Origin of the sequence: Delftia sp. WSY_22 (genome assembly GCF_043104185.1) — a bacterium.
Classification (GTDB): domain Bacteria; phylum Pseudomonadota; class Gammaproteobacteria; order Burkholderiales; family Burkholderiaceae_C; genus Comamonas; species Comamonas tsuruhatensis.
Map to the genome: position 1 here is coordinate 1 of NZ_JBICKN010000018.1, position 19870 is coordinate 19870.

General features: G+C 60.7%; 17 protein-coding genes and 1 pseudogene. 12 read left to right on the forward strand and 6 right to left on the reverse strand.

The genetic code is table 11. The annotated features are described in order from the left end of the window. The first annotated feature begins 220 nt into the window (after positions 1 to 220). From ACF8NF_RS09805 to ACF8NF_RS09815, 3 genes are all read left to right on the forward strand, one after another. Complete coding sequence (locus ACF8NF_RS09805; RefSeq protein ID WP_392450642.1) at positions 221 to 1156, forward strand: restriction endonuclease; 936 nt, start codon at positions 221 to 223, stop codon at positions 1154 to 1156. A 389-nt stretch (positions 1157 to 1545) separates the two neighbouring features. Next, on the forward strand, positions 1546 to 3237 hold the full coding sequence (locus ACF8NF_RS09810) for an RNA-directed DNA polymerase (protein ID WP_392450523.1): 1692 nt from the start codon (positions 1546 to 1548) through the stop codon (positions 3235 to 3237). Continuing rightward, entirely contained in the window at positions 3227 to 3952 is a 726-nt protein-coding gene (locus ACF8NF_RS09815; protein ID WP_392450524.1) for a hypothetical protein, read from the forward strand. The genes ACF8NF_RS09810 and ACF8NF_RS09815 overlap by 11 nt, the downstream gene beginning before the upstream one ends. Before the next feature lie 465 nt (positions 3953 to 4417). On the opposite strand, the gene ACF8NF_RS09820 is transcribed toward ACF8NF_RS09815, so the two are convergent. The 3 genes and pseudogenes from ACF8NF_RS09820 to ACF8NF_RS09830 form a co-directional block, all read right to left on the reverse strand. Beyond that, entirely contained in the window at positions 4418 to 4639 is a 222-nt protein-coding gene (locus ACF8NF_RS09820; protein WP_043782013.1) for a hypothetical protein, read from the reverse strand. Between the two features lie 285 nt (positions 4640 to 4924). Beyond that, positions 4925 to 5263, reverse strand: a pseudogene (locus tag ACF8NF_RS09825) (YkvA family protein). A 146-nt stretch (positions 5264 to 5409) separates the two neighbouring features. Beyond that, entirely contained in the window at positions 5410 to 5550 is a 141-nt protein-coding gene (locus ACF8NF_RS09830; protein WP_392450525.1) for a hypothetical protein, read from the reverse strand. A 449-nt stretch (positions 5551 to 5999) separates the two neighbouring features. Here ACF8NF_RS09830 and ACF8NF_RS09835 point away from each other — a divergent pair, with 449 nt between their 5' ends. The 3 genes from ACF8NF_RS09835 to ACF8NF_RS09845 all read left to right on the forward strand — a co-directional run bounded on the left by ACF8NF_RS09835 (position 6000) and on the right by ACF8NF_RS09845 (position 8060). After that, a complete protein-coding gene (locus ACF8NF_RS09835; protein ID WP_392450643.1) occupies positions 6000 to 6935 on the forward strand; it encodes a hypothetical protein in 936 nt (311 codons plus the stop codon). Between the two features lie 11 nt (positions 6936 to 6946). Further along, positions 6947 to 7438, forward strand: a complete 492-nt coding sequence (locus tag ACF8NF_RS09840) for a hypothetical protein (protein WP_279213118.1) — start codon at positions 6947 to 6949, stop codon at positions 7436 to 7438. A gap of 133 nt (positions 7439 to 7571) precedes the next feature. Further along, positions 7572 to 8060, forward strand: coding sequence for a hypothetical protein (locus ACF8NF_RS09845; RefSeq protein WP_392450526.1), 489 nt, complete (start codon positions 7572 to 7574; stop codon positions 8058 to 8060). Positions 8061 to 8101: 41 nt separating this feature from the next. Here the strand turns inward: ACF8NF_RS09845 and ACF8NF_RS09850 are convergent, their stop codons facing one another. Both ACF8NF_RS09850 and ACF8NF_RS09855 read right to left on the reverse strand, forming a co-directional pair. Beyond that, complete coding sequence (locus ACF8NF_RS09850; protein ID WP_392450527.1) at positions 8102 to 9544, reverse strand: iron-containing redox enzyme family protein; 1443 nt, start codon at positions 9542 to 9544, stop codon at positions 8102 to 8104. A 316-nt stretch (positions 9545 to 9860) separates the two neighbouring features. Further along, on the reverse strand, positions 9861 to 10895 hold the full coding sequence (locus ACF8NF_RS09855) for a LacI family DNA-binding transcriptional regulator (RefSeq protein ID WP_392450528.1): 1035 nt from the start codon (positions 10893 to 10895) through the stop codon (positions 9861 to 9863). 169 nt (positions 10896 to 11064) lie between these two features. Here ACF8NF_RS09855 and ACF8NF_RS09860 point away from each other — a divergent pair, with 169 nt between their 5' ends. The 6 genes from ACF8NF_RS09860 (at position 11065) to ACF8NF_RS09885 (ending at position 18857) form a co-directional block, all read left to right on the forward strand. Beyond that, complete coding sequence (locus ACF8NF_RS09860) at positions 11065 to 12069, forward strand: Bug family tripartite tricarboxylate transporter substrate binding protein (protein ID WP_392450529.1); 1005 nt, start codon at positions 11065 to 11067, stop codon at positions 12067 to 12069. Between the two features lie 20 nt (positions 12070 to 12089). Further along, complete coding sequence (locus ACF8NF_RS09865) at positions 12090 to 12929, forward strand: HpcH/HpaI aldolase/citrate lyase family protein (RefSeq protein ID WP_392450530.1); 840 nt, start codon at positions 12090 to 12092, stop codon at positions 12927 to 12929. 14 nt (positions 12930 to 12943) lie between these two features. Beyond that, complete coding sequence (gene araD / locus ACF8NF_RS09870) at positions 12944 to 14671, forward strand: L-arabinonate dehydratase (RefSeq protein ID WP_392450531.1); 1728 nt, start codon at positions 12944 to 12946, stop codon at positions 14669 to 14671. An 84-nt stretch (positions 14672 to 14755) separates the two neighbouring features. Then, on the forward strand, positions 14756 to 15139 hold the full coding sequence (locus ACF8NF_RS09875; RefSeq protein ID WP_016451744.1) for a hypothetical protein: 384 nt from the start codon (positions 14756 to 14758) through the stop codon (positions 15137 to 15139). Positions 15140 to 15505: 366 nt separating this feature from the next. Continuing rightward, positions 15506 to 17197, forward strand: coding sequence for an aspartate-alanine antiporter (aspT, locus tag ACF8NF_RS09880; RefSeq protein ID WP_189354248.1), 1692 nt, complete (start codon positions 15506 to 15508; stop codon positions 17195 to 17197). A gap of 64 nt (positions 17198 to 17261) precedes the next feature. Further along, positions 17262 to 18857, forward strand: coding sequence for a bifunctional aspartate transaminase/aspartate 4-decarboxylase (locus tag ACF8NF_RS09885; RefSeq protein ID WP_016451742.1), 1596 nt, complete (start codon positions 17262 to 17264; stop codon positions 18855 to 18857). Positions 18858 to 18898: 41 nt separating this feature from the next. Here the strand turns inward: ACF8NF_RS09885 and ACF8NF_RS09890 are convergent, their stop codons facing one another. Further along, complete coding sequence (locus ACF8NF_RS09890) at positions 18899 to 19849, reverse strand: DMT family transporter (protein ID WP_392450532.1); 951 nt, start codon at positions 19847 to 19849, stop codon at positions 18899 to 18901. Positions 19850 to 19870: the final 21 nt, after the last annotated feature.

Sequence of the window (19870 nt, forward strand, 5' to 3'; positions counted from 1 at the left end):
CGATCAATCCATTGCCCCAAATGACAAGGCAAGGAATTTCGCAGACCAGGCATACACCACCTGCTATGCAATCAATAGCGCATTGCACACATTCATCGCCAGCCAGAAGACATCGTGAATGTCAATTTCTCTTGATTTCACCGCACCCATTGGCACAGGAATTCGCCTCGCCCACAAATGTTGCAAAATGTTCGGAAATTTGAACGATGGAGGAGCGGGAGTGGCAAGAAAACGAAAGACCAGCACGGCAGAAGACCTCATGGATCTGATCGCCATGCTGCCCTGGTGGGCTGGCATTGCATTGGCACTCGCCAGCTACATGGTGCTGCACTCCATTGCCATCCGACCCCTGCCTGCAGCACAAAGCCCGCAGCAAATCGGCCAATTGGCCACAACAGCCATCTGGCAAGGCCTGGCCACTGCAGGCCAGTACATCCTGCCCCTCATCTGCCTGGCCGGCGCGGCCATTTCCGCAGTGCGCCAGCGCCGCCGTAGCCAGTTGTTCGAAACCACCTCGGCCAGTTCCAGCGCGGATGCGCTGCAGAACATGTCATGGCGGGAATTCGAAACACTGGTGGGTGAGGGATTTCGGCGGCGCGGCTACAGCGTCGAGGAAACCGGCGGCGGCGGGCCCGATGGTGGCGTGGACCTGATCCTCTCGAAGGATGGCGAAAAGACACTGGTGCAATGCAAACAGTGGAAAGCCTTCAAGGTAGGCGTTGCCACTGTGCGCGAGCTTTATGGCGTCATGGCGGCTGATGGGGCCGCTGCCGGCTTTGTGGTGACTTCTGGCAGGTTTACTCAGGAAGCTGTGGCGTTTGCTGCAGGGAGGAATATCCATCTCATGGATGGCACCGCGCTCATGAAATTGCTCAAGGAGGCAAAGGCCCAGACAGGAGCGGCTTCAGCCATCAAAACTCGGACTTCTGCACCTTTGGCGAACCCTGTGCCTATGGCCGAGCCCGTGAAGACGGAGCCTGCTTTTGACACAGTGCGACCGGCTCCCGCCCCAATACCCGGCTGTCCTCAATGCGGGAAAGCCATGGTTCAGCGGGTTGCGAAGCGCGGGCCTGCTGCGGGAAAGTCGTTTTGGGGATGCTCGGCGTTTGGTGCGGGGTGTCGGGGGACTCGGGAGATGGTTGAGAAAGGGAATTAGTTTTGGAGATGGTCTGCGTTCTAACCGTTGCAGTCTTTCGTGTCTCGGCTGTCGGTGTCTGCAGCGCCTCGATTTCCGCCACTCGTAGCCGAATCCTGACCAATCGGCCTCCGCTCAATAGCGGACATCTGAGCATCTACGCTGCCAACAACTCAACATGGGCTTTGCAGCCGTTGTGCAACGATGCCGGCCTAAATCATGGCAACCGTGATCAAGCAATCGTTTGTGGACGATATGTGATAGGCGATTGTCATACACCGCGACTACAACACGAACAAGGCCATTATTTGAGAAAAACAAGATGTGAAAAAAATTTGGTTGATATTGGAAACCATTCCTTTGTCAGCTGGCATAAGCTGGTATCAAGTTGAAGAAATTTAGGAGTTAATTTGCTTAATCCAACCCTTGAACATTTCATTCGCGCTGCCCGTGAGGTTGCGAAGCACGGTGACAATGACACTCTTCCATTCGACTTAGATGTTCGATTCTGTGGGGATAGTGCTGAATCAATTGCAAAAATTGCGCATGGCTTTTTTAATGAGCTTAAGACTGGTCCCGTGAAGGGCAATCACGAACGCATTGCAGCTCTTTCAATATGGAGTGAGCGTCTAGTCGCCCCTTCTGGGCCTGCAGGGTTCAGAGTTGTCACCAAAATGCATCCATTCTGGAATATCTACCTGAACGGACTCTCGATTGCAATTGCAGAAAAGCTGGAGCCACAGCGAGCTACAACCAGCTATTCTTATAGATTTCTACCTTCCGGTGGAGATGTTCTTTTCGATGAATCTCGCTCTTGGCGGGCATTCAAGGAAGCCACCGTCGCCTGTTCAAATGCAGCAGGTTCAGATGCAGTAATTGTTCAAACGGATATTTCGAGTTTCTATGAGCACGTATCGCATCATTATATCGAGAATTGTATTTCTGCATTAGATGGCGGGCAAGTCCAAGTCGCCACTCAAGTTAATGCTTTGTTGAGCCGCTTGTTCGCTGGTAGATCGTTCGGACTTCCTGTCGGGGGACAGGGCGCGCGCATACTTGCTGAGTTATTTCTGCATCAAATCGATATGGCACTTTCCTCAGCAGGAGTGGAGTGGCATCGTTATGTTGATGACTATGTATTGGTGGCACCCAACAAATCAGAGGCGTATCGCGCGCTAAGCGCCTTGGCCCAATCTCTTATGGACTATGGATTAACTTTAAACAAATCCAAATCAGTCTTCTTGTCATCTAAACATTATAAAGACTATGTGCTCGCGCAGTTGGGAACTGGGGATGAGGAGACGGCAACGCTTAGAGAAATTGATTTGAGGTTCGACCCCTATTCTGATTCTCCTCGCGATGACTACGATTCGCTTAAGGAAACAGTGGAAACGCTAGACATACGCCATCTATTGGCGAGGGAGCTTCAGAAAGCGTTACCCGATAATTTTCTGGTTGCACAGATTAGCCGCACTATGCCGCTGCATGAGCCTCGAGCGGCTCTTGAAATTGCTAGCACGCTGTTGGGTAGCGAGAACCTTCATGCGTTTCGCTCCTCATTTTCAACCATCATGCGCGGCATCGCTCATCTAAGGGTCAATCCTGATTTCAAGAGTATTTCTGAACACCTTGATTCCTTATTAGATGAGGTCCCCGCTCATTCAGCCCATCTATTGAGAGTTGACACTAATTTGCTTCATTATCTTCGCTGCTTGCGATTTTCAAGCTCACTAAAACGAGTCCAGTTTGTACGTGCAACCTTCGATGGAACCCAGCTCGACACTGTGCGAAGAGCGTGTATTGACTGTTGGCGCGGATGGAAGGATCGGGCAGTATTTAACCACCTGAGGAATCGTTGGGCACAGATGTCTGCCGAATGCCAGAGATTATTTTGGTTGTTCTCGCATTCATTTGGAGATGAAGGTGATAGAGCACGTCAGCAGTTCAAACGGACTGCGACAACAAACTGGGAACTTGGCGTAGAGCTTCCTTTTAATGAAGTGACAGACAGGGAGAAATTGAATAGGCATCCACGAGGCTCTGAGCCACGCTTTCCTGCCGTATTTATTGCATGGTCGAAGGAGTTTGTTGATGCAAATTGATCCAAGGACCGTCGCTCGCGATATTCCCGGCATTCTCGATGAGATATTTCCACAACTCACATCAAGTAGTGTTACCTTTATTAATACCAACATATCATACATTCCAATAGCAACAGTACCTCAGCAACTTTTGTCACGCACCAAAATTCAGAAAGCAATGCTATTTGAATTGGCGTACACGGTGGGGGAACATTTACTTCAAGGATCGTCTTCTATAGATTGGGCTGCCTGCTTTGCTGAGACAGTAAATCGTCAGCGCGTCTATTTTGATGCAAAACTTCCCGCGTATCTTGAGAAAGATGACCAAACAATAGCGGAAGTGGTTGGTAGAAACCTCGCAGATGCGCTCAATGCAATGAGTAAAGAGCGAAAAGAAGAAATTGTTATCCGACCGTTCATCCACGGACTAGAATGGGTTTCCAGTGGAAGGGGCGATTTTTCCGTTGGACGCACCCTTGTCGAAGTAAAGTGTACAGAGAAGCGATTTTCCTCCGCCGATTACCGGCAAGTAGCAATATATTGGTTGCTTAGCTATGCAGCCTCTATCGAAGGCTGTGGTGAGGAATGGGAAAGTTTCGTTTTGCTTAATCCTCGTCGCGGGGAGAAATTAACAATGTCTTTCAAAGCATTACTCTCTACGGTCGGTGGAGACCGGAACAAGGTCGATATTTTGCTATTATTCCAATCGCTGATTGGCTCTCGAGTTCGTCTATAATTTCTCCGATAAAACAACAATCGAATTCCTCATAGAGAATTTCAAAATTCTTAGATACTTAGTCCCACGGTAAGATAGGTTGGACTAAACCTAAAATCGAATTGTATATTGGCGGGGCTGCGATATCGCCTTGTGTCGAAACAAGCTAACCGTAACGCACAGAATCGGTCATTCGAGACCGTAAGCTGCGAACCGAGCAAGCGAGTGGCTCTTTTCGAGGATGGAGCGGTCGATACGCCAAAGAGCAACTTCTGGTATTAGCTCTGTTGCGGGCACTCAAGCTCTGCCCCGTGAAAGGCACGGGTCAGGTTGAAGCCGTCGAGCCAAAGTGTGCCGTGCCTGAGCACTGGTGGCCGAGAGCAGTCCTCAGTAGAAGCGCTCTCCACGTGCTACAAACCGTTAGTAACCCCAAACCACCCAGGAAGGCCACGCATATCATGCGTGGCCTCCCAGCGCAGCACCCAGTCAATCCATCCCCCGCACTACCCCGCGCTCACTCACTCCCCCCATCACCCCCTCAAGCGCCTCTTCCTGCGCCTGAATAAACGCAAGCAATTGCCCAGGAGTCACCGGCTCCAAGGCATGCCCCGGGTAGGCGCCAATGATCAAACTGGAAATCAGCCCCAACTGATCCTGCACGCGCCGCAGGCTGTTGTACTCGGGCTCGGAAAGTTGAAAGTACAGCATGGCAACTCCTCAATGAGCGCGCGTGGCGACTGAAGCAAAGGAATGCCCATGCGCTAGAAGCACGGGGCCACGCAAAGGATTGGGAGACGGTTCGGGCATTGATACGCCCGCAAGGAAAGCAGCCATGAGGCCTCCTGTGAGTACGTCCAACTGCTTTCGGGAGTGTGGCGGGACCGCCTGTGAAGGTGTGTTCAGCACCTGGGCGAGATGATACAGCGCTCTGGCGCAGCGCCCGCCCCTGCCTGTTGTCCGCCCGCCGCCGCGAAGCCCGGCAAGGCTCCGCGCTCAAAGACCCCAGCGCCCTCGGAACGCAAGGAAGGCCCCCACGCAAACGCATAGCCAGAGGCCCACCACCAGGGCGACTCCGGCACGGCTTCGGGGCTTGCGGCCCTGGACCCGCATCCAGGCCTCGGCCTGCTGGCGGCTGTCGGCCAACACGGCAGGGGGAAGCAGCCGCACGGCAAGCCAGATCAGCGCGGGCAGCAGCAGGACGTCATCCACATAGCCCAGCACGGGGATGAGGTCGGGGATCAGGTCGATGGGGCTCAGGGCGTAGGCGACCACAAAGGCGCCCAGGGTCTTAGGGCCTGTTCACACTAATCTGGGGATCGCGTTGCCCCGCAGCCGGGCAACCCGAAGGGAAGCTGCCCCACATTAGTGTGAGCAGGCCCTACCGTACCAGGGCGTGTGGGGGCTCTTGCAGGCAAACCACAGGTTGACGCCATCGCGCTTGATGCGTCGTGCCCAAGCCTTCAATTTTTCACCGGCTGTCATGGGTGTGCGAGGTTGTGAACGGGCTGGATGATGGCGGCCGGCTGTTGCCGTTGGTGCTGCGCCGCCAGGCCCGCGCAGCACTCGATGATATGGAACGCCAGCCCGCTGCGCGCGGTGTCCTTGTACCGGGTCTTCATGACCGCATCACCACGGTGCCGTGCCTGTGGCCGCAAAGGCCCGCAGCACGGCGGTGCCGGCTGGCCTGCGTCCACTGGGGCAAATGGCTGCACTGACTGGCAAAGCCTTGTCACCGCCCTCTTCCCCATTCCAAATCTATATCGACTGCACTCAAGGCATGCATCTCGTATATGCATCTAGGAATAATCTGAAAATAATCAGCCACCAGCCTTTCTGCTTGACTTTCAGATACCCAAGAAATCAAATAGCCGGACTCCCACAACAGAATTCCCAGTCCATTGATTGACATTGGCCTTGGGAATGATTGCGAACGCGCAATTCCCACTTCCATACCTTGATCGGACCTGATTTCTCACAGGCCCGATGGGAGGCCTGCGTTTGTGATTTTTCTGGCATTTGGCAAACCACCATTTCCTTACTCATTCCATTAACCATTCGCTTGCAGGCCATGGCACCATCCACCGATCTCATCCGCCCGTATATCAGCTATGAAAAGGCCTTCAACAGGCAAATCACCCGCGCCATGGACAGCCAGCAGGTGGACGTGGTGGTACTCACGCCGCAAGAGTTCATAGGCGTCCTGCAAGACAGGTCGCGCAATGACCCACGCCTGGCGGCCAGCCTGCGCGCCATCCTGGCCCAAAGCGCCTTGGGCAAATATTGGACGCAGACGGCCAGCCCCAATGCCGGTAAACCCTGGACCATCCCCGCCTCCATGCTGGCCAATGACGCGTACCTGTTCACCAGAACGCTGATTGCATTGCGCCTTGCCGGTGCGCGCACCTATGTTAAGGCGACGCCCAAGGGCACCTATATCATCATCACGGGCCGAGCCGGGTTTCGCGGCAATCTGCTGCAGGGCACGCGCTTTCTCACCACCAATCCCCGCATGGTCCAGATGGGCCTGGGCATGCGCGGCCTTCAGGGCGTGGCCAGAGGGGGCTTCATCTTGAGCTTGGTCGTGGGTGTCGGCGTGGAGACATTGGATTTCATCTTCAACGACGAGAAGACCATGCATGACCTGGTGGGAGGGATTGGAGTGGAGGCGGTCAAGGCTGGGTTGGCGACGATGGTGGGCATAGGCGCGGGAATTTTTGTCGCAAGCGTAACCGCCATTGCTGTTTTTTCTTTAGGTGCCATGGCCTTAATGGTATTTTCTACCGGGATAGCTTTAAATGAAATAGATAAAATTTGGAAAATAAAGAAAAATGTTATTGCCTCACTAAGAATTTTGACAAACAGCACGCCTTCTGGCATATACCGCGTTAATACTGACGCTCTCGCCACAGAACAGTTGAGTGGCAATCATGAAACAACAGAGATCAAAGAAATACCCCAAAACCATCCTAAAAATTTACTATCCCCTATCAATCGCAAAAATTGATGAGTCTTAAAATGGACAAAAGAAATTTAACCGAAATCAGAAAATCACTAATATGGAGTATTCCACTTTTTCTGCTGCTTCTGACAATGTCAATTTGGAGTATTTTATATTCTCTATATCAAACCTTAGATGATTTAAACAAACTTGCCCCATCTGTAAGAATCACACCATTTGTTCCAATTGCGTTGTGTGTGCCAATAATTTCAATAACAGGAATTATCATTGCAATACAAAAATCAGTCCCTTGCACAGAAGACGCTATGAAAATCCCAACGCGTATTTTTTTATCCGCCATAGCCGTTGGAGTTTTTATTATGTTTTTTTGTATTTTTGCAGTTACTCCTCTTCAGTACTATGCCATGCCGAAACTGGGCTATACCCGCTGCAATATCCTGGAAGACCACCCCACCATTTATTTTACAGACTGGGTAAAGAATCCGGATTGGTGTGTGCGTGGAAAAAGCCGGAAATGGGTCAATGAGCAAGCTCGTTTGGGGAAATAAGGCAGCCGTACTCTTTTGAACGCAACGGCTGCAGTTACTATATTTACTAAAATTGGCTCAATTTTATTGATCGACGACCAAGCAGTCTTGCCGCGCAGAAACAGCAGCAAAAATTAGCAACCAGGAATACACAATGCAATATCGCGTCAAGCAGAACAGAAAAAATGCTATTTGGGTTATTCCTTTTGCCATAGCGCTGCTTATTGTCGATTTGTACCTTATCCGTGAAATTGTTATACCGGAGACTCTAGATCTCTTTAATCTTTCACCAGTCGTTAGAATAACACCGCTATCTCCAATGATAGGATCCTTCTGGGCAATCCCATTGACATTGATAGTGGCAGTTATTGCCAACGCAATTCCTTTCAAAAAGCGAACACTTAAAAAGGTGGAATGCATTCTCCTCTCTTCCACTTGCGTCAATATATTCTTTGCCGCTGTCGGATTTTTTGCAATACTACCTTTGCAGTACTACACCATGCCCCAACTCGGATATACACAGTGCAATATTCTAGAAGGCCACTCAAATAAAGATTCTATGGACTGGGTCAAAAACCCAGAATGGTGTGTGCGTGGCAAAAGCCGGGAATGGGTCAAGGAGCAAGCCAGTCTTGCCCAATGACCCGATGATTTTTCCCGGCTAGGTAAAGAGGGTCGAATGGCCTACCGGCCCAGGAACAGGCGGGTGGCGCGCAGGCCCAGGGGCGTCCAGTGCAGGCCCGGTGACATGGCCTGTACCAGCAACTCATGCTGGGCCGCTGGATCGAGCGTGGGGTAGCGCTGCTCGAAGAGCATCAGGTCGGTGTCCAGTTCCTGCGCGCTACGGCCCGGGTCCGGTCGCGCGCCACGGGATGTGCGCAGGCGCTCGGCCACGCGAAAGCTCATGCGCCGCGCCGGTTTGCCGGGCTCGGCCACGGATTCGAAGGATGCGCCATCCGCACTGGCCGGCCCCCGCAGCCAGTCATGAATGACTTGCAGCTCATAGGGGGAGAAAACACCAAACATCTCTGCCCGCTCGCCCTGCAGCAGCTGCCAGAAGCGGCTTTCCTCCGCAGGCCGGTTGCGTTGTATCCAGCGTGCCTGCTCCAGCGCGGCCAAGAAGGCAGGCATGTCCTGCGGACGGGACAGCCAGTCATTGACGCTGCGGCCGGCCACCTTGCAGAAGTCCGAGTGCGCGCCATGCCCGGAAGGCGATTTGCGCGCCAGGATGCGCACCACCTCAGCTTCGATATCGAACGATCGGATCACGTCCAGCGTGCTGGTGCCCGTGTCTGCCAGCCGGGCGCCTGCGCGTACGCGGCGCCAGTATTCGCCGCCATCGTCAATGCGCGGCGCGTTTTCCCAGGCGGCAATGCAGGCGCGCCGGGCATGGCCGGTGTCGGCGTTGTCCACGGTGACATGCAGCGTGAAGTAGTAGGGATCTATTCCCAGTTCATTGAGTTCGTAGGCGGTGATGAGCAGGTGCAGCGGCAATTGCTCATAGCCCAGGTTGAATCCCACGATCTCGGGCAGGAACTGCTGCGCATTCCAGCCCAGCGCCAGCTGTACCAGCCCCTGCCGGTACAGCTCGTCGGGCAGGTCCTCCACGGGATCAACGCCATACCTGGCCAGCAGCTCCCGGTAGAGCTTGACGTGGTTCTTGTCGGCCATGCCGTCGCCCAGTTCTTCCACATAGGTGGTGACCAGGTCCGACATGCGTGAGTTGCCCGCGTGCGCGCACAGGCCGTAGAGCCAGGAACCGTCCACCAGCTTGGTAGGTGCCACATTGCGCAGGAAGTACAGCGCATGGGCGCGGTTGCCGAAGTAGCGGCGTGCCGCACCCTCCTTGCGCTCTGCCAGGTAGGCCTGGTACTGGGCGTGCACTTTTTCGACATTGGCACGCATCCAGTCGGTCAGGTGCTCCGGGTTGTCCGGCAGGCCATCGGCATCGGCAGAGGTCTCGGCGATCACGCCGTGCAGGAAGTCCGCAGCAGCCTGGCGCTCCTGTTCGGTGGGCAGATGGTTGGCCAGGCGTTCGTAGAGCGGCACATGCAGGAAAGAAGACTCAAGCGTGCCTGCGCCAGCGGCCAGTTCGGTACGTGGGGGGTCCAGCAGTTCTGTGTTCATGGTGGGGCTTTGGTCCGTAACGCCTTCAGGATGCGGTGTGGCCCTCGGTACAGCCATCGGGCCAACGCCTTCCTGTGCGTCGTAATACGCCTACCCTTGACGCAGGCGCCCGGGCCGGCCCGCCGTCGCCCTGGCGCCCGCGCTCTTGGCACTGGAACAAGACCCGCCCCGGCCTTCCCGGCGAGCATTGGCTGGTACTGGGCGCCGGCCTGCTGGGCCTGGGCTGGGCCCGGTTATGGACAAGCGCGGCGTCTTGCTGATACTGAGATAAAGCCGGTCTTCCTGCCGCTGCCCGGCCATTGGCTCACGCTGGCGTTCAGCGCGCATCTTCGTGCCCCCGCGTACTCCCCCTCCCCACCACCTCGAACCCCACATCCTGCGCTGCCGCCGCCACGCCACCGGCCATGCGCGCAATCAGCGCCTCTGCGCCCAGGCGGCCGATGGCGGCGCCGTCCACGCGCACGGTGGACAGGGCGGGCCAGGCGTCCAGCGCCAGGGCCTGGTCGCCAAAGCCCAGCACGCCGAATTCCTCGGGCATGCGCAGGCCCAGCGCGTGGGCGTGGGAGAGAACACCTTGCGCCAGCGCATCGGAGCTGCAGAAGACGGCATCGACCTCCGGTGCCTGGGCGCGCAGGGCGTTCAAGGCATCACGGCCACGGCCGGATTGGGGGATGGCTTCCGAGAAGACGATTTGCGCAGGAACCGGGGCACCGGCTTCCGCAGCGGCGCGGGTGAAGCCCAGGGCGCGGCGGGCGGCGCGGCTGTCGTCGGCGCGCAGGATGGCCGGGCGCCGGTAGCCGCAGGCGGCCAGGTGGCGGAAGGCTGCGCGGCCCGCGTCTTCCTGCGAGAAGCCGACCACCATGTCCAGCGGATGGGGCTGGTAGTCCCAGAGTTCGACCACGGGCACGTCGGCATTGACCAGCAGGCGCCGCGTGCGTGCCGTGTGCTCGGTGCCGGTGAGCACGATGCCGTCCGGCCGGCGGCTGAGCATGGCGGCCAGCCAGGTTTCCTCATGCTCCGGGTCATAGCTGGAGATGCCCAGCGTGGTTTCATAGCGCTGCGCGGCCAGGGTGTGGATGAGCGCATCGAGCATGTCGGAAAACAGCGAGTGCCCCACCGAAGGCACGATGGCCGCCACCAGCCGCGTCTGGCGCGAGGTCAGCCCGCCCGCCAGGGAGTTGGGCACGTAGCCCGATTGCTCCACGGCCTGCGCCACGCGCAGCCGCGTGGCCTCGGCCACCAGTTCAGGCCGGTGCAGCGCGCGCGAGGCGGTGATGGGCGACACGCCGGCAATGCGGGCCAGGTCCTTGAGCGTGGGCGCAGTGGCGTTGCGCAGGGTGCGGAGGGTCATGCGAGGCCTTTGCCTGGAATGGCGATGGAGAGGCGGCTTGAGGATGATTGCGCGGTCATGTTAACGATGATGTCCATCAGCACGGTCTGATTGTTTCCCCTCGTACGTCCGAATGGAGAGCGCTGCCTTTGCTTGAAATGATTGCGCAATCATTCAAGGGGAGACCACCATGCGCCCTTCGCTCTCCAACCGCCGCAGCGCCATGGCGCGCCTGCTGGCTGCAGCCCTGGCTCCGGCCTCGATGCAGCCCCCGGCACACGCCCAGGCCCAGGCTGCCTGGCCGGTCAGGCCGATCACGCTGGTGATTCCCTTCCCTCCCGGTGGCCAGACCGATGTGGTGGGCCGGCTGGTGGGAGAGCGCCTGTCGCAGCGCCTGGGCCAGCCCGTGGTGGTGGAGAACCGGCCCGGCGTGAATGGCTCGCTGGCCTCCGACGCCGTGGCGCGCGCGCGGGCCGATGGCTACACGCTGGTGATTGGCGGGCCGGGCACACATGCCATCAACCAGCTGGTCAATCCCAACGTGAAGTACGACGCGCGGCGGGATTTCACGCACATTGCCATGCTGGGGCGCGTGCCCATGCTGCTGCTGGCCTCGCCCAGGCTGAAGGTCGCTTCGGTGGCCGATGTGGTGGCCCTGGCCCGGGCCAGCCCCGGCACGGTGAATGTGGCGCTGACGGGCATTGGCTCGTCCAGCCATGTAACGACGGAGCTGCTGCGCCAGGCGGCCGGCGTGAGCTTCAACAACGTTCCCTACAAGGGCGATGTGCCCGCCATGACCGATGTGATGGGTGGCCAGGCCGACCTGCTGTTCGTGCCCGCCACCTCGGCCGTGGGCTTTGCGCAGGCGGGCAAGCTGCGTGCGCTGGCCGTGGCAGGCGAGCGGCGCCTGGCGGCCCTGCCCGATGTGCCCACCATGGCCGAGGCCGGCCAGCCGCAGGTCGTCAACTATTCATGGACCAGCCTGGCGGGGCCGCCTGGCATGCCGGCCGATGTGGTGGAGCGGCTCAACCAGGCCTGCCAGTCCCTCCTGGCCGAGCCCGAGGTCATGGCCCGGCTGGCCGCCATGAGCAACGAGCCCACGCCGAGCACGCCCGCCCAGGCCGCCAGCTTCATCGCCGCCGAGGTGGCGCGCTGGAGCGAGGTGGTGCGCAAGGGAAACATCCAGGTCCAGTGAACAGCGTCAGGAGAGTCCCCATGAGCATGCTGCCCGCCAATACGTTCAAGCGCGCGCTGCGCGAAGGCCGCCCGCAGATCGGCCTGTGGTCCACCATTCCCTCCCCCTTTGTCTGCGAGATGATCGGCGGCGCGGGCTACGACTGGGTGCTGCTCGATACCGAGCACACGCCCACCGACGTGCCGCTGATGCTGGGCCAGCTGCAGGCCGTGGCCGCCGCCCTGCCCGCACCGGGCGCCCTGCCCGTGCATGCCGTGGTGCGGCCCGCCTGCAACGATGCAGTGCTGATCAAGCGCTACCTGGACCTGGGCGCCCAGTCCCTGCTGCTGCCCTTTGTGCAGAACGCGCAGCAAGCGCGGGATGCCGTGCGCGCCATGCGCTATGCACCCCAGGGCATGCGCGGCATGGGCGGTTCCACTCGCGCGGCCAACTTCGGGCGCACGGCCGGCTATGTGGCACGTGCGGCCGACGAGCTGTGCCTGCTGGTGCAGGTGGAGACGGCCGAGGCGCTGGAGCAGATCGAGGCGATTGCGGCCGTCGATGGCGTGGACGGCATCTTCATCGGCCCCGCCGACCTGTCGGCCAGCCTGGGCTATCCGGGCCAGGCGCGCCACCCTGTGGTGAACCGGGCCATCGACCAGGCCATCGCCCGCATCCGCGCCTGCGGCAAGGCGCCGGGGATCCTGATGGTGGACGAGGCACGGGCGCGCGAATGCCTGGAGCTGGGCGCGCAGTTCGTGGCCGTGGCGCTGGACACGCTCTTGCTGCGCGACGGGCTGGATGCGGCGGCGGCGCGCTTCAGGAAAGGGCCGCTGGCCGCGAACCCGCCAGGGCCCGCATCCACCGCCGGCAGCTACTGAGGAGCCCCACAACCATGACACGTTCCCCCGAATCCCTGCGCAGCGCACGCTGGTTTGCTCCCGATGATTTCCGCTCCTTCGGCCACCGCTCGCGCGTGCTGCAGATGGGCTATGGCTACGAGGACTGGATGGGCAAGCCCGTGATCGCCATCGTCAATACCTGGAGCGATGCCAACCAGTGCCACGCCCATTTCAAACAGCGCGTGGAAGACGTCAAGCGCGGCGTGCTGCAGGCCGGAGGATTTCCGCTGGAGCTGCCGGCCATCTCGCTGTCGGAAAGCATGGTCAAGCCCACGACCATGGTCTATCGCAACTTCCTGGCCATGGAGACGGAGGAGCTGCTGCGCAGCCACCCGGTGGACGGCGCCGTGCTCATGGGCGGCTGCGACAAGACCACACCGGGGCTGGCCATGGGGGCGATCTCCATGGGCCTTCCCTTCATCTACCTGCCGGCCGGCCCCATGCTGCGCGGCAACTGGAAGGGGCAGGTGCTGGGCTCGGGCTCGGACGCCTTCAAGTTCTGGGACGAACGCCGCGCCGGCCGGCTGGACGAGCAGGCCTGGCGCGAGATGGAAGCCGGCATTGCCCGCAGCCACGGCACCTGCATGACCATGGGCACGGCGGCCACCATGATGGGCATTGCCGAGGCCGTGGGCCTGGCGCTGCCGGGCGCTTCGTCCATTCCGGCCGCCGACGCCAACCACATCCGCATGAGCGCCGAGTGCGGCCGCCGCATCGTGCAGATGGTGTGGGAAGACCTCACGCCCGCCCGCATGCTCACGCGTGCGCATTTCGAGAACGGCATTGCCTGCGCCATGGCCATGGGCTGCTCCACCAACGCCATCATTCACCTGATCGCCATGTCGCGGCGCGCGGGCCATCCGGTCAGCCTCGATGACTTCGACGCCTTCAGCCGCCGCGTGCCCGTGATCGCCAACATCCGGCCCAGCGGCGACCGCTATCTGATGGAGGACTTCTTCTATGCAGGCGGCCTGCGCGCCCTGCTGGAACGTATCCGCCCGCATCTGGACACTGCGGCCATGACGGTCAACGGCAAGACCCTGGGCGAGAACATTGCGGGCAGCCAGGTCCACCAGGACGACGTGATCCGCCCCCTGTCCAGCCCCATCTACGCCGAAGGGGCGCTGGCCGTGCTGCGCGGCAACCTGGCGCCGGACGGCGTGGTCATCAAGCCCAGCGCCTGCGCCCCGCACCTGCTGCGCCACACGGGCCGCGCCCTGGTGTTCGACGACTACCCCAGCCTCAAGCAGGCCGTGGACGACCCCCATCTCGATGTGAACGGCGAAGACATCCTGGTGCTGCGCAACGCCGGCCCCAAGGGCGCAGGCATGCCCGAATGGGGCATGCTGCCCATTCCCACCAGGCTGCTCAAGCAAGGCGTGAAAGACATGCTGCGCCTGTCCGACGCCCGCATGAGCGGCACCAGCTACGGCGGCTGCCTGCTGCACTGCTCGCCCGAATCCGCCGTGGGCGGGCCGCTGGCCCTGGTCAAGACGGGCGACCGCATCACGGTGGACGTGCCCGCCCGCCGCATCCACCTGGAAGTCAGCGACTCAGAACTCGCCACCCGCCGCGCCGCATGGACGCCCCCGCCCGCGCGCTACGAGCGCGGCTATGGCTGGCTGTTCGGCCGCCATATCCTGCAGGCCAATGAGGGATGCGATTTTGATTTTCTGGAGACGGGCTTTGGGCGGGCTGTGCCGGAGCCGGATATTTTTTGAAGCATGCAAATCAATTCTTTCTTTCAGACTTCCCTATATGATGGAAAGATTTTTTGATCCACATTGCATCAGAATATTGAAACCATGAAAGCAATTGAAAAGCAATTTTCCCAATGGGTCGACGAAACACTGTCCGGCGATCTGCCAGAAGGAATCGCAGCATTCCACTTCAATCTGTATGACTCGCCCACATCGCACGAACTCCAGATTGTGGGCTGCCCGACCTACGACCCGCAGGACCCGGACTGGGCGTGCGATGACATATTCATGTCCGACGACCCTCACTTCGAGTTGCCGCACGAAGTCGTGGGAAGCGAGTGGGAGAAGGGACTTGCTGCTGCCAGGAAGCTGCTTGGCTCCTACGTGGCCTCGGAAGCGGCAGGAGCCCTTCGGCTGCGCCAGTCGCAAGCGGTGAGCGCCGGTTTTGTGGATGGAGAGCTCCACCTCATCTGGGCGCGAGATGCGTAATTGATGAATTCATCTCGCCGCCAATAGATTTCATCCGAAAACTCGCGCCCATGGCCTGCATGCAAGGCAGGCCTATATATGTATCCGCTTTTGCTGACGGCGCAGTCCTACATTGCCGTTGGTCTTTGTCGTGAATAGTGGCTCTGTTCTCAACAAGGATTGACCCAAAGAAGCCAATGAAATAGCCATATTCGATTGAATATTTCTTGGTCACAATCATTTGTGCAGAAGTATTTTCGATAGCTATTTTCAATAGCGACTCGCCGTTTCCCAGTCCACGCGCACGCAATGCCCCCTGCCCTGCCGGGGCAGCCGCTTCCGTTGCCTTGCACCGCCGTGGACCTCAACCCAGAAGCAGAGGTGGCTGTGGACTTTCTCAGAAGCATCTTTCATCAGGCTCCGGAAATCGCGCTGTTCGCGGCCTTGGCGCTCGGTTACTGGGTGGGCAAGTTCAGGTTCGGGTCGTTCCAGCTGGGGGGCGTGGCGGGGTCGCTGCTGGCGGCGGTGCTGATCAGCCAGGTGGGGGTGACCATTGATTCGGGCATCAAGGCGGTGCTGTTCGCGCTGTTCATCTATGCCGTGGGTTTCGAGAGCGGGCCGCAGTTCTTCCGCTCGCTGGGGCGGCAGTCGGTCAAGGAGATCCTGATGGCCCTGGTGGTGGCCGTGTCGGGGCTGGTCACGGTGGTGGTGATCGCCCGGGTGTTCCATCTGGACAAGGGGCTGGCGGCGGGGCTGGCGGCGGGCGGGCTGACGCAGTCGGCCATCATCGGCACGGCGGGCTCGGCCATCGAGAAGCTGGGGCTGGCGCCCGACGAGGTGCAGCGCATGCAGGCCAATGTGGCCATCGGCTATGCGGTGACCTATATCTTCGGCTCCTTCGGCGCCATCATCATGTGCGTGAACGTGCTGCAGTGGCTGACGGGCCGCAAGATCCGCGAGGACGCGATCCAGGCCGAGCAGGAGCTGCTCAAGGGCGTGCGCGTGTACGGAACCGGCGAGTCACCGGCCGTGCCGGATCTGGTGGGGCGCATTTTCCGCGTGGGACAGGCAGGCCGCACCGTGGCGGAGCTGGAGGCCAGCGCCACCGCCAGCGGCGGCACGGTGACGGTGGAGCGCATACAGCGCAGGAACGCGATGGTGGGCGTGGACGGCAGCCTGGCGCTGGAGGCGGGCGACATCATCTTGCTGGTGGGCCGGCGCGCGGCCGTGGTGGCGCTGGGCGCCTCGGTGGGCGAGGAGCTGCAGGGCGCCGAGGGCATGGACGTGGTGATGGTGCGGCGCGACGTGGCCATCTCCAACAGGCAATACCTGAACCGCAGCGTGAAGGACATCCTGGACAGCCTGTCGCAGGAGTTCAAGCACGGCGTGTACGCAGTGGCGCTGATGCGCGCGGGCACGCCGGTGCCGATTGCGCCGGCCACCATGGTCATGCCGGGCGATGTGGTGACGCTGTTCGGCACGCCGCAGGATGTGCAAAAGGCTGCGCAGTCGGTGGGCCCCATCATCGTTCCCAGCGACAAGACGGACTTTGTCTTCCACGGCCTGGGCATCACGGTGGGCCTGCTGATCGGGCTGCTGGTGCTGCGCCTGGGCTCCATTCCCATCACGCTGGGCAGCGGCGGCGGCGCCCTGCTGGCGGGCCTGCTGTTCGGCTGGTGGCGCAGCCGCAAGCACACCTTCGGCAACATGCCCACGGCCGCCTCCACGCTGCTGCGCGACCTGGGCCTGGCCGGCTTCGTGGCCATGGTGGGTCTGCAGTCGGGCCAGCAGGCCGTGACCACGGTGATGCAGCAGGGCCTGACGCTGTTCCTGCTGGGCGTGGTGGTGACCATCGTGCCGCTGCTGATCGCCATGCTGTTCGGCAAGTACGTGCTGCGCTATGACAACGTGGCCGTGTTCGCGGGCTCGCTGTCGGGGGCGCGCAGCGCCAACCCGGCGTTTGGCGAGATTCTGGACAAGGCCGGCAACTCGATTCCCACGGCACCGTTCGCGATCACCTATGCGCTGGCCAATGTGTTCCTCACATTGCTGGGCCCGCTGGTCATCGCCTTTGCCTGATCACCCCTGATCACCCCTGACCGATCCCCAAGGACCACCAAGGACCATCACAAGGAGCTGCGCAATGAGCAAGGATTATCGGAGTCTGGCGAATTTGAGCCCGTTCGAACTCAAGGACGAACTGATCAAGGTGGCCTCGGGCAAGGCCAACCGCCTCATGCTCAATGCGGGGCGCGGCAATCCCAACTTCCTGGCGACCACGCCGCGCCGGGCCTTCTTCCGGCTGGGGCTGTTCGCGGCGGCGGAGTCGGAGCTGTCGTATTCCTACATGACGGTGGGCGTGGGCGGGCTGGCCAAGCTCGACGGCATCGAGGGCCGCTTCGAGCGCTTCATCGCCGAGCACCGCGACCAGGAGGGCGTAAAGTTCCTGGGCAAGTCGCTCAGCTATGTGCGCGACCAGCTGGGGCTGGACCCCGCCGCCTTCCTGCACGAGATGGTGGACGGCATCCTGGGCTGCAACTACCCCGTGCCGCCGCGCATGCTCACCGTGAGCGAGCAGATCGTGCGCCAGTACATCGTGCGCGAGATGGCAGGCGGCGCCGTGCCGCCCGAGTCGGTGGACCTGTTCGCGGTCGAGGGCGGCACGGCGGCCATGGCCTATATCTTCGAGAGCCTGCGCATCAGCGGCCTGCTCAAGGCCGGCGACAAGGTGGCCATCGGCATGCCGGTGTTCACGCCGTATATCGAGATTCCCGAACTGGCCCAGTACGACCTCAAGGAAGTGCCCATCCACGCCGACCCCGACAACGGCTGGCAGTACTCCGACGCCGAGCTGGACAAGCTCAAGGACCCGGACGTCAAGATCTTCTTCTGCGTGAACCCCAGCAACCCGCCGTCCGTGAAGATGGACCAGCGCAGCCTGGACCGCGTGCGCGCCATCGTGGCCGAGCAGCGGCCCGACCTGCTGATCCTCACCGACGATGTCTACGGCACCTTTGCCGATGAATTCCAGTCCCTGTTCTCGGTATGCCCCCGGAACACGCTGCTGGTGTATTCGTTCTCCAAGTATTTCGGGGCCACGGGCTGGCGCCTGGGCGTGATCGCGGCGCACAAGGACAACGTGTTCGACCATGCACTGTCGCAGTTGCCCGAATCGGCCAAGAAGGCGCTGGACCACCGCTACCGCTCGCTGCTGCCCGATGTGCGCTCGCTCAAGTTCATCGACCGCCTGGTGGCCGACAGCCGCGTGGTGGCGCTGAACCACACGGCCGGCCTGTCCACGCCGCAGCAGGTGCAGATGGTGCTGTTCTCGCTGTTTGCGCTCATGGATGAAGCGGACGCCTACAAGCAGGCCCTCAAGCAGCTGATCCGCCGCCGCGAGGCCACGCTGTACCGCGAGCTGGGCATGCCCCCGCTGGAAAATCCCAACTCGGTCAACTACTACACGCTGATCGACCTGCAGAACGTGACCTGCCGGCTCTACGGCGAGGCCTTCTCGCAATGGGCCGTGCAGCAGTCGTCCACGGGCGACATGCTGTTCCGCGTGGCCGATGAGACCGGCATCGTGCTGCTGCCAGGCCGTGGCTTCGGGTCCGACCGGCCTTCCGGCCGTGCCTCGCTGGCCAACCTCAACGAGTACGAGTACGCAGCCATAGGCCGCGCCCTGCGCCGGCTGGCCGACGAGCTGTACGAACAGTACAAGGCGCTGGGCAAGGAGTAGGCCCTGCGCACAAGGCCCGCACGGCTCATCGCCCGCACGGCTCACCGCAGCTGTCGGGCCTTGACCACCAGCAGCGCCCCGGCCATCAGGCCCACACCGGCCAGTTGCACGGCGTCCAGCGCACGCCCGTAGACGGCCCAGTCCAGCACGATGGCCGTCAACGGATAGACGTACTGCAGCACGGCGATGCGGCCCAGCGTGAGGCGGGCCATGCCTGCAAAAAGGATGGCATAGGCCAGGCCGGTGTGCAGCACGCCCAGCCCGGCCAGCCAGGCCCAGGATGACGGCGCCTGCGGCCAGCCATGAACCAGCGGCACCCACAGCAGCAGCACGGTGCCGACCGCGCATTGCCACCAGGCCAGCGCAAACGGCGTGACCACTTTCTCGGTCTTGGCCAGGATGGTCACGGCTGCATAGCACAGCGAGCCGGCCAGGCACATGAGCAGTCCGGACACATGGTCCGGTCCCCAGGCCGCCGCATCGCCACCCAGCAGCCCCGTGGTCAACACCAGTCCCAGCAACGCCGCCAGCATGGCCACCGCCTGCCGTGGCGCCACGGCCTCGCGCAGCACCAGGGTGCCGAACAGCATGATCCACACCGGCTGGATGTGGAACACGATGGTGGCCACGCCAATGGAGGTGCGCGGTATGGCGGCAAAGAACAGCGCCCAGTTCAGCACCATGAGGACGCCGGTGGCCGCCACCACCGGCCAGCTCCTGCCGCGCACGCGCAACTCGCCCATGCGGCCCGTGGCCAGCCCCCAGGCCAGCAGCGCCAGGGCACCGAAGGCGCAGCGAAACAGCACAGTGGCCAGCGGATGCTGTCCGGCCTCCTGCACGAACACGCCCACGGTGCCCAGCAGCACGCCGCCCGCGATCATCAGCCACTGGCCGCGTGTCTCCTTCGCTGTGGGAGCGGCTTGTGCGGGCGTGGGAGCGGGCGCGGTGGAGACTACGGATGCGGCCTGTAAGGAATGGGTTCTGTCTTGCATGGCCGCGATCGTCTCGTGGCA

What these genes read in the sequence shown, in the direction of transcription:
- ACF8NF_RS09815 (WP_392450524.1), top strand. Translation starts at nt 3,227, where the DNA reads ATGCAAATTGATCCAAGGACCGTCGCTCGCGATATTCCCGGCATTCTC.
- ACF8NF_RS09820 (WP_043782013.1), bottom strand. Translation starts at nt 4,639, where the DNA reads ATGCTGTACTTTCAACTTTCCGAGCCCGAGTACAACAGCCTGCGGCGC.
- ACF8NF_RS09830 (WP_392450525.1), bottom strand. Translation starts at nt 5,550, where the DNA reads ATGAAGACCCGGTACAAGGACACCGCGCGCAGCGGGCTGGCGTTCCAT.
- ACF8NF_RS09835 (WP_392450643.1), top strand. Translation starts at nt 6,000, where the DNA reads ATGGCACCATCCACCGATCTCATCCGCCCGTATATCAGCTATGAAAAG.
- ACF8NF_RS09840 (WP_279213118.1), top strand. Translation starts at nt 6,947, where the DNA reads ATGGACAAAAGAAATTTAACCGAAATCAGAAAATCACTAATATGGAGT.
- ACF8NF_RS09845 (WP_392450526.1), top strand. Translation starts at nt 7,572, where the DNA reads ATGCAATATCGCGTCAAGCAGAACAGAAAAAATGCTATTTGGGTTATT.
- ACF8NF_RS09850 (WP_392450527.1), bottom strand. Translation starts at nt 9,544, where the DNA reads ATGAACACAGAACTGCTGGACCCCCCACGTACCGAACTGGCCGCTGGC.
- ACF8NF_RS09855 (WP_392450528.1), bottom strand. Translation starts at nt 10,895, where the DNA reads ATGACCCTCCGCACCCTGCGCAACGCCACTGCGCCCACGCTCAAGGAC.
- ACF8NF_RS09860 (WP_392450529.1), top strand. Translation starts at nt 11,065, where the DNA reads ATGCGCCCTTCGCTCTCCAACCGCCGCAGCGCCATGGCGCGCCTGCTG.
- ACF8NF_RS09865 (WP_392450530.1), top strand. Translation starts at nt 12,090, where the DNA reads ATGAGCATGCTGCCCGCCAATACGTTCAAGCGCGCGCTGCGCGAAGGC.
- araD (WP_392450531.1), top strand. Translation starts at nt 12,944, where the DNA reads ATGACACGTTCCCCCGAATCCCTGCGCAGCGCACGCTGGTTTGCTCCC.
- ACF8NF_RS09875 (WP_016451744.1), top strand. Translation starts at nt 14,756, where the DNA reads ATGAAAGCAATTGAAAAGCAATTTTCCCAATGGGTCGACGAAACACTG.
- ACF8NF_RS09885 (WP_016451742.1), top strand. Translation starts at nt 17,262, where the DNA reads ATGAGCAAGGATTATCGGAGTCTGGCGAATTTGAGCCCGTTCGAACTC.
- ACF8NF_RS09890 (WP_392450532.1), bottom strand. Translation starts at nt 19,849, where the DNA reads ATGCAAGACAGAACCCATTCCTTACAGGCCGCATCCGTAGTCTCCACC.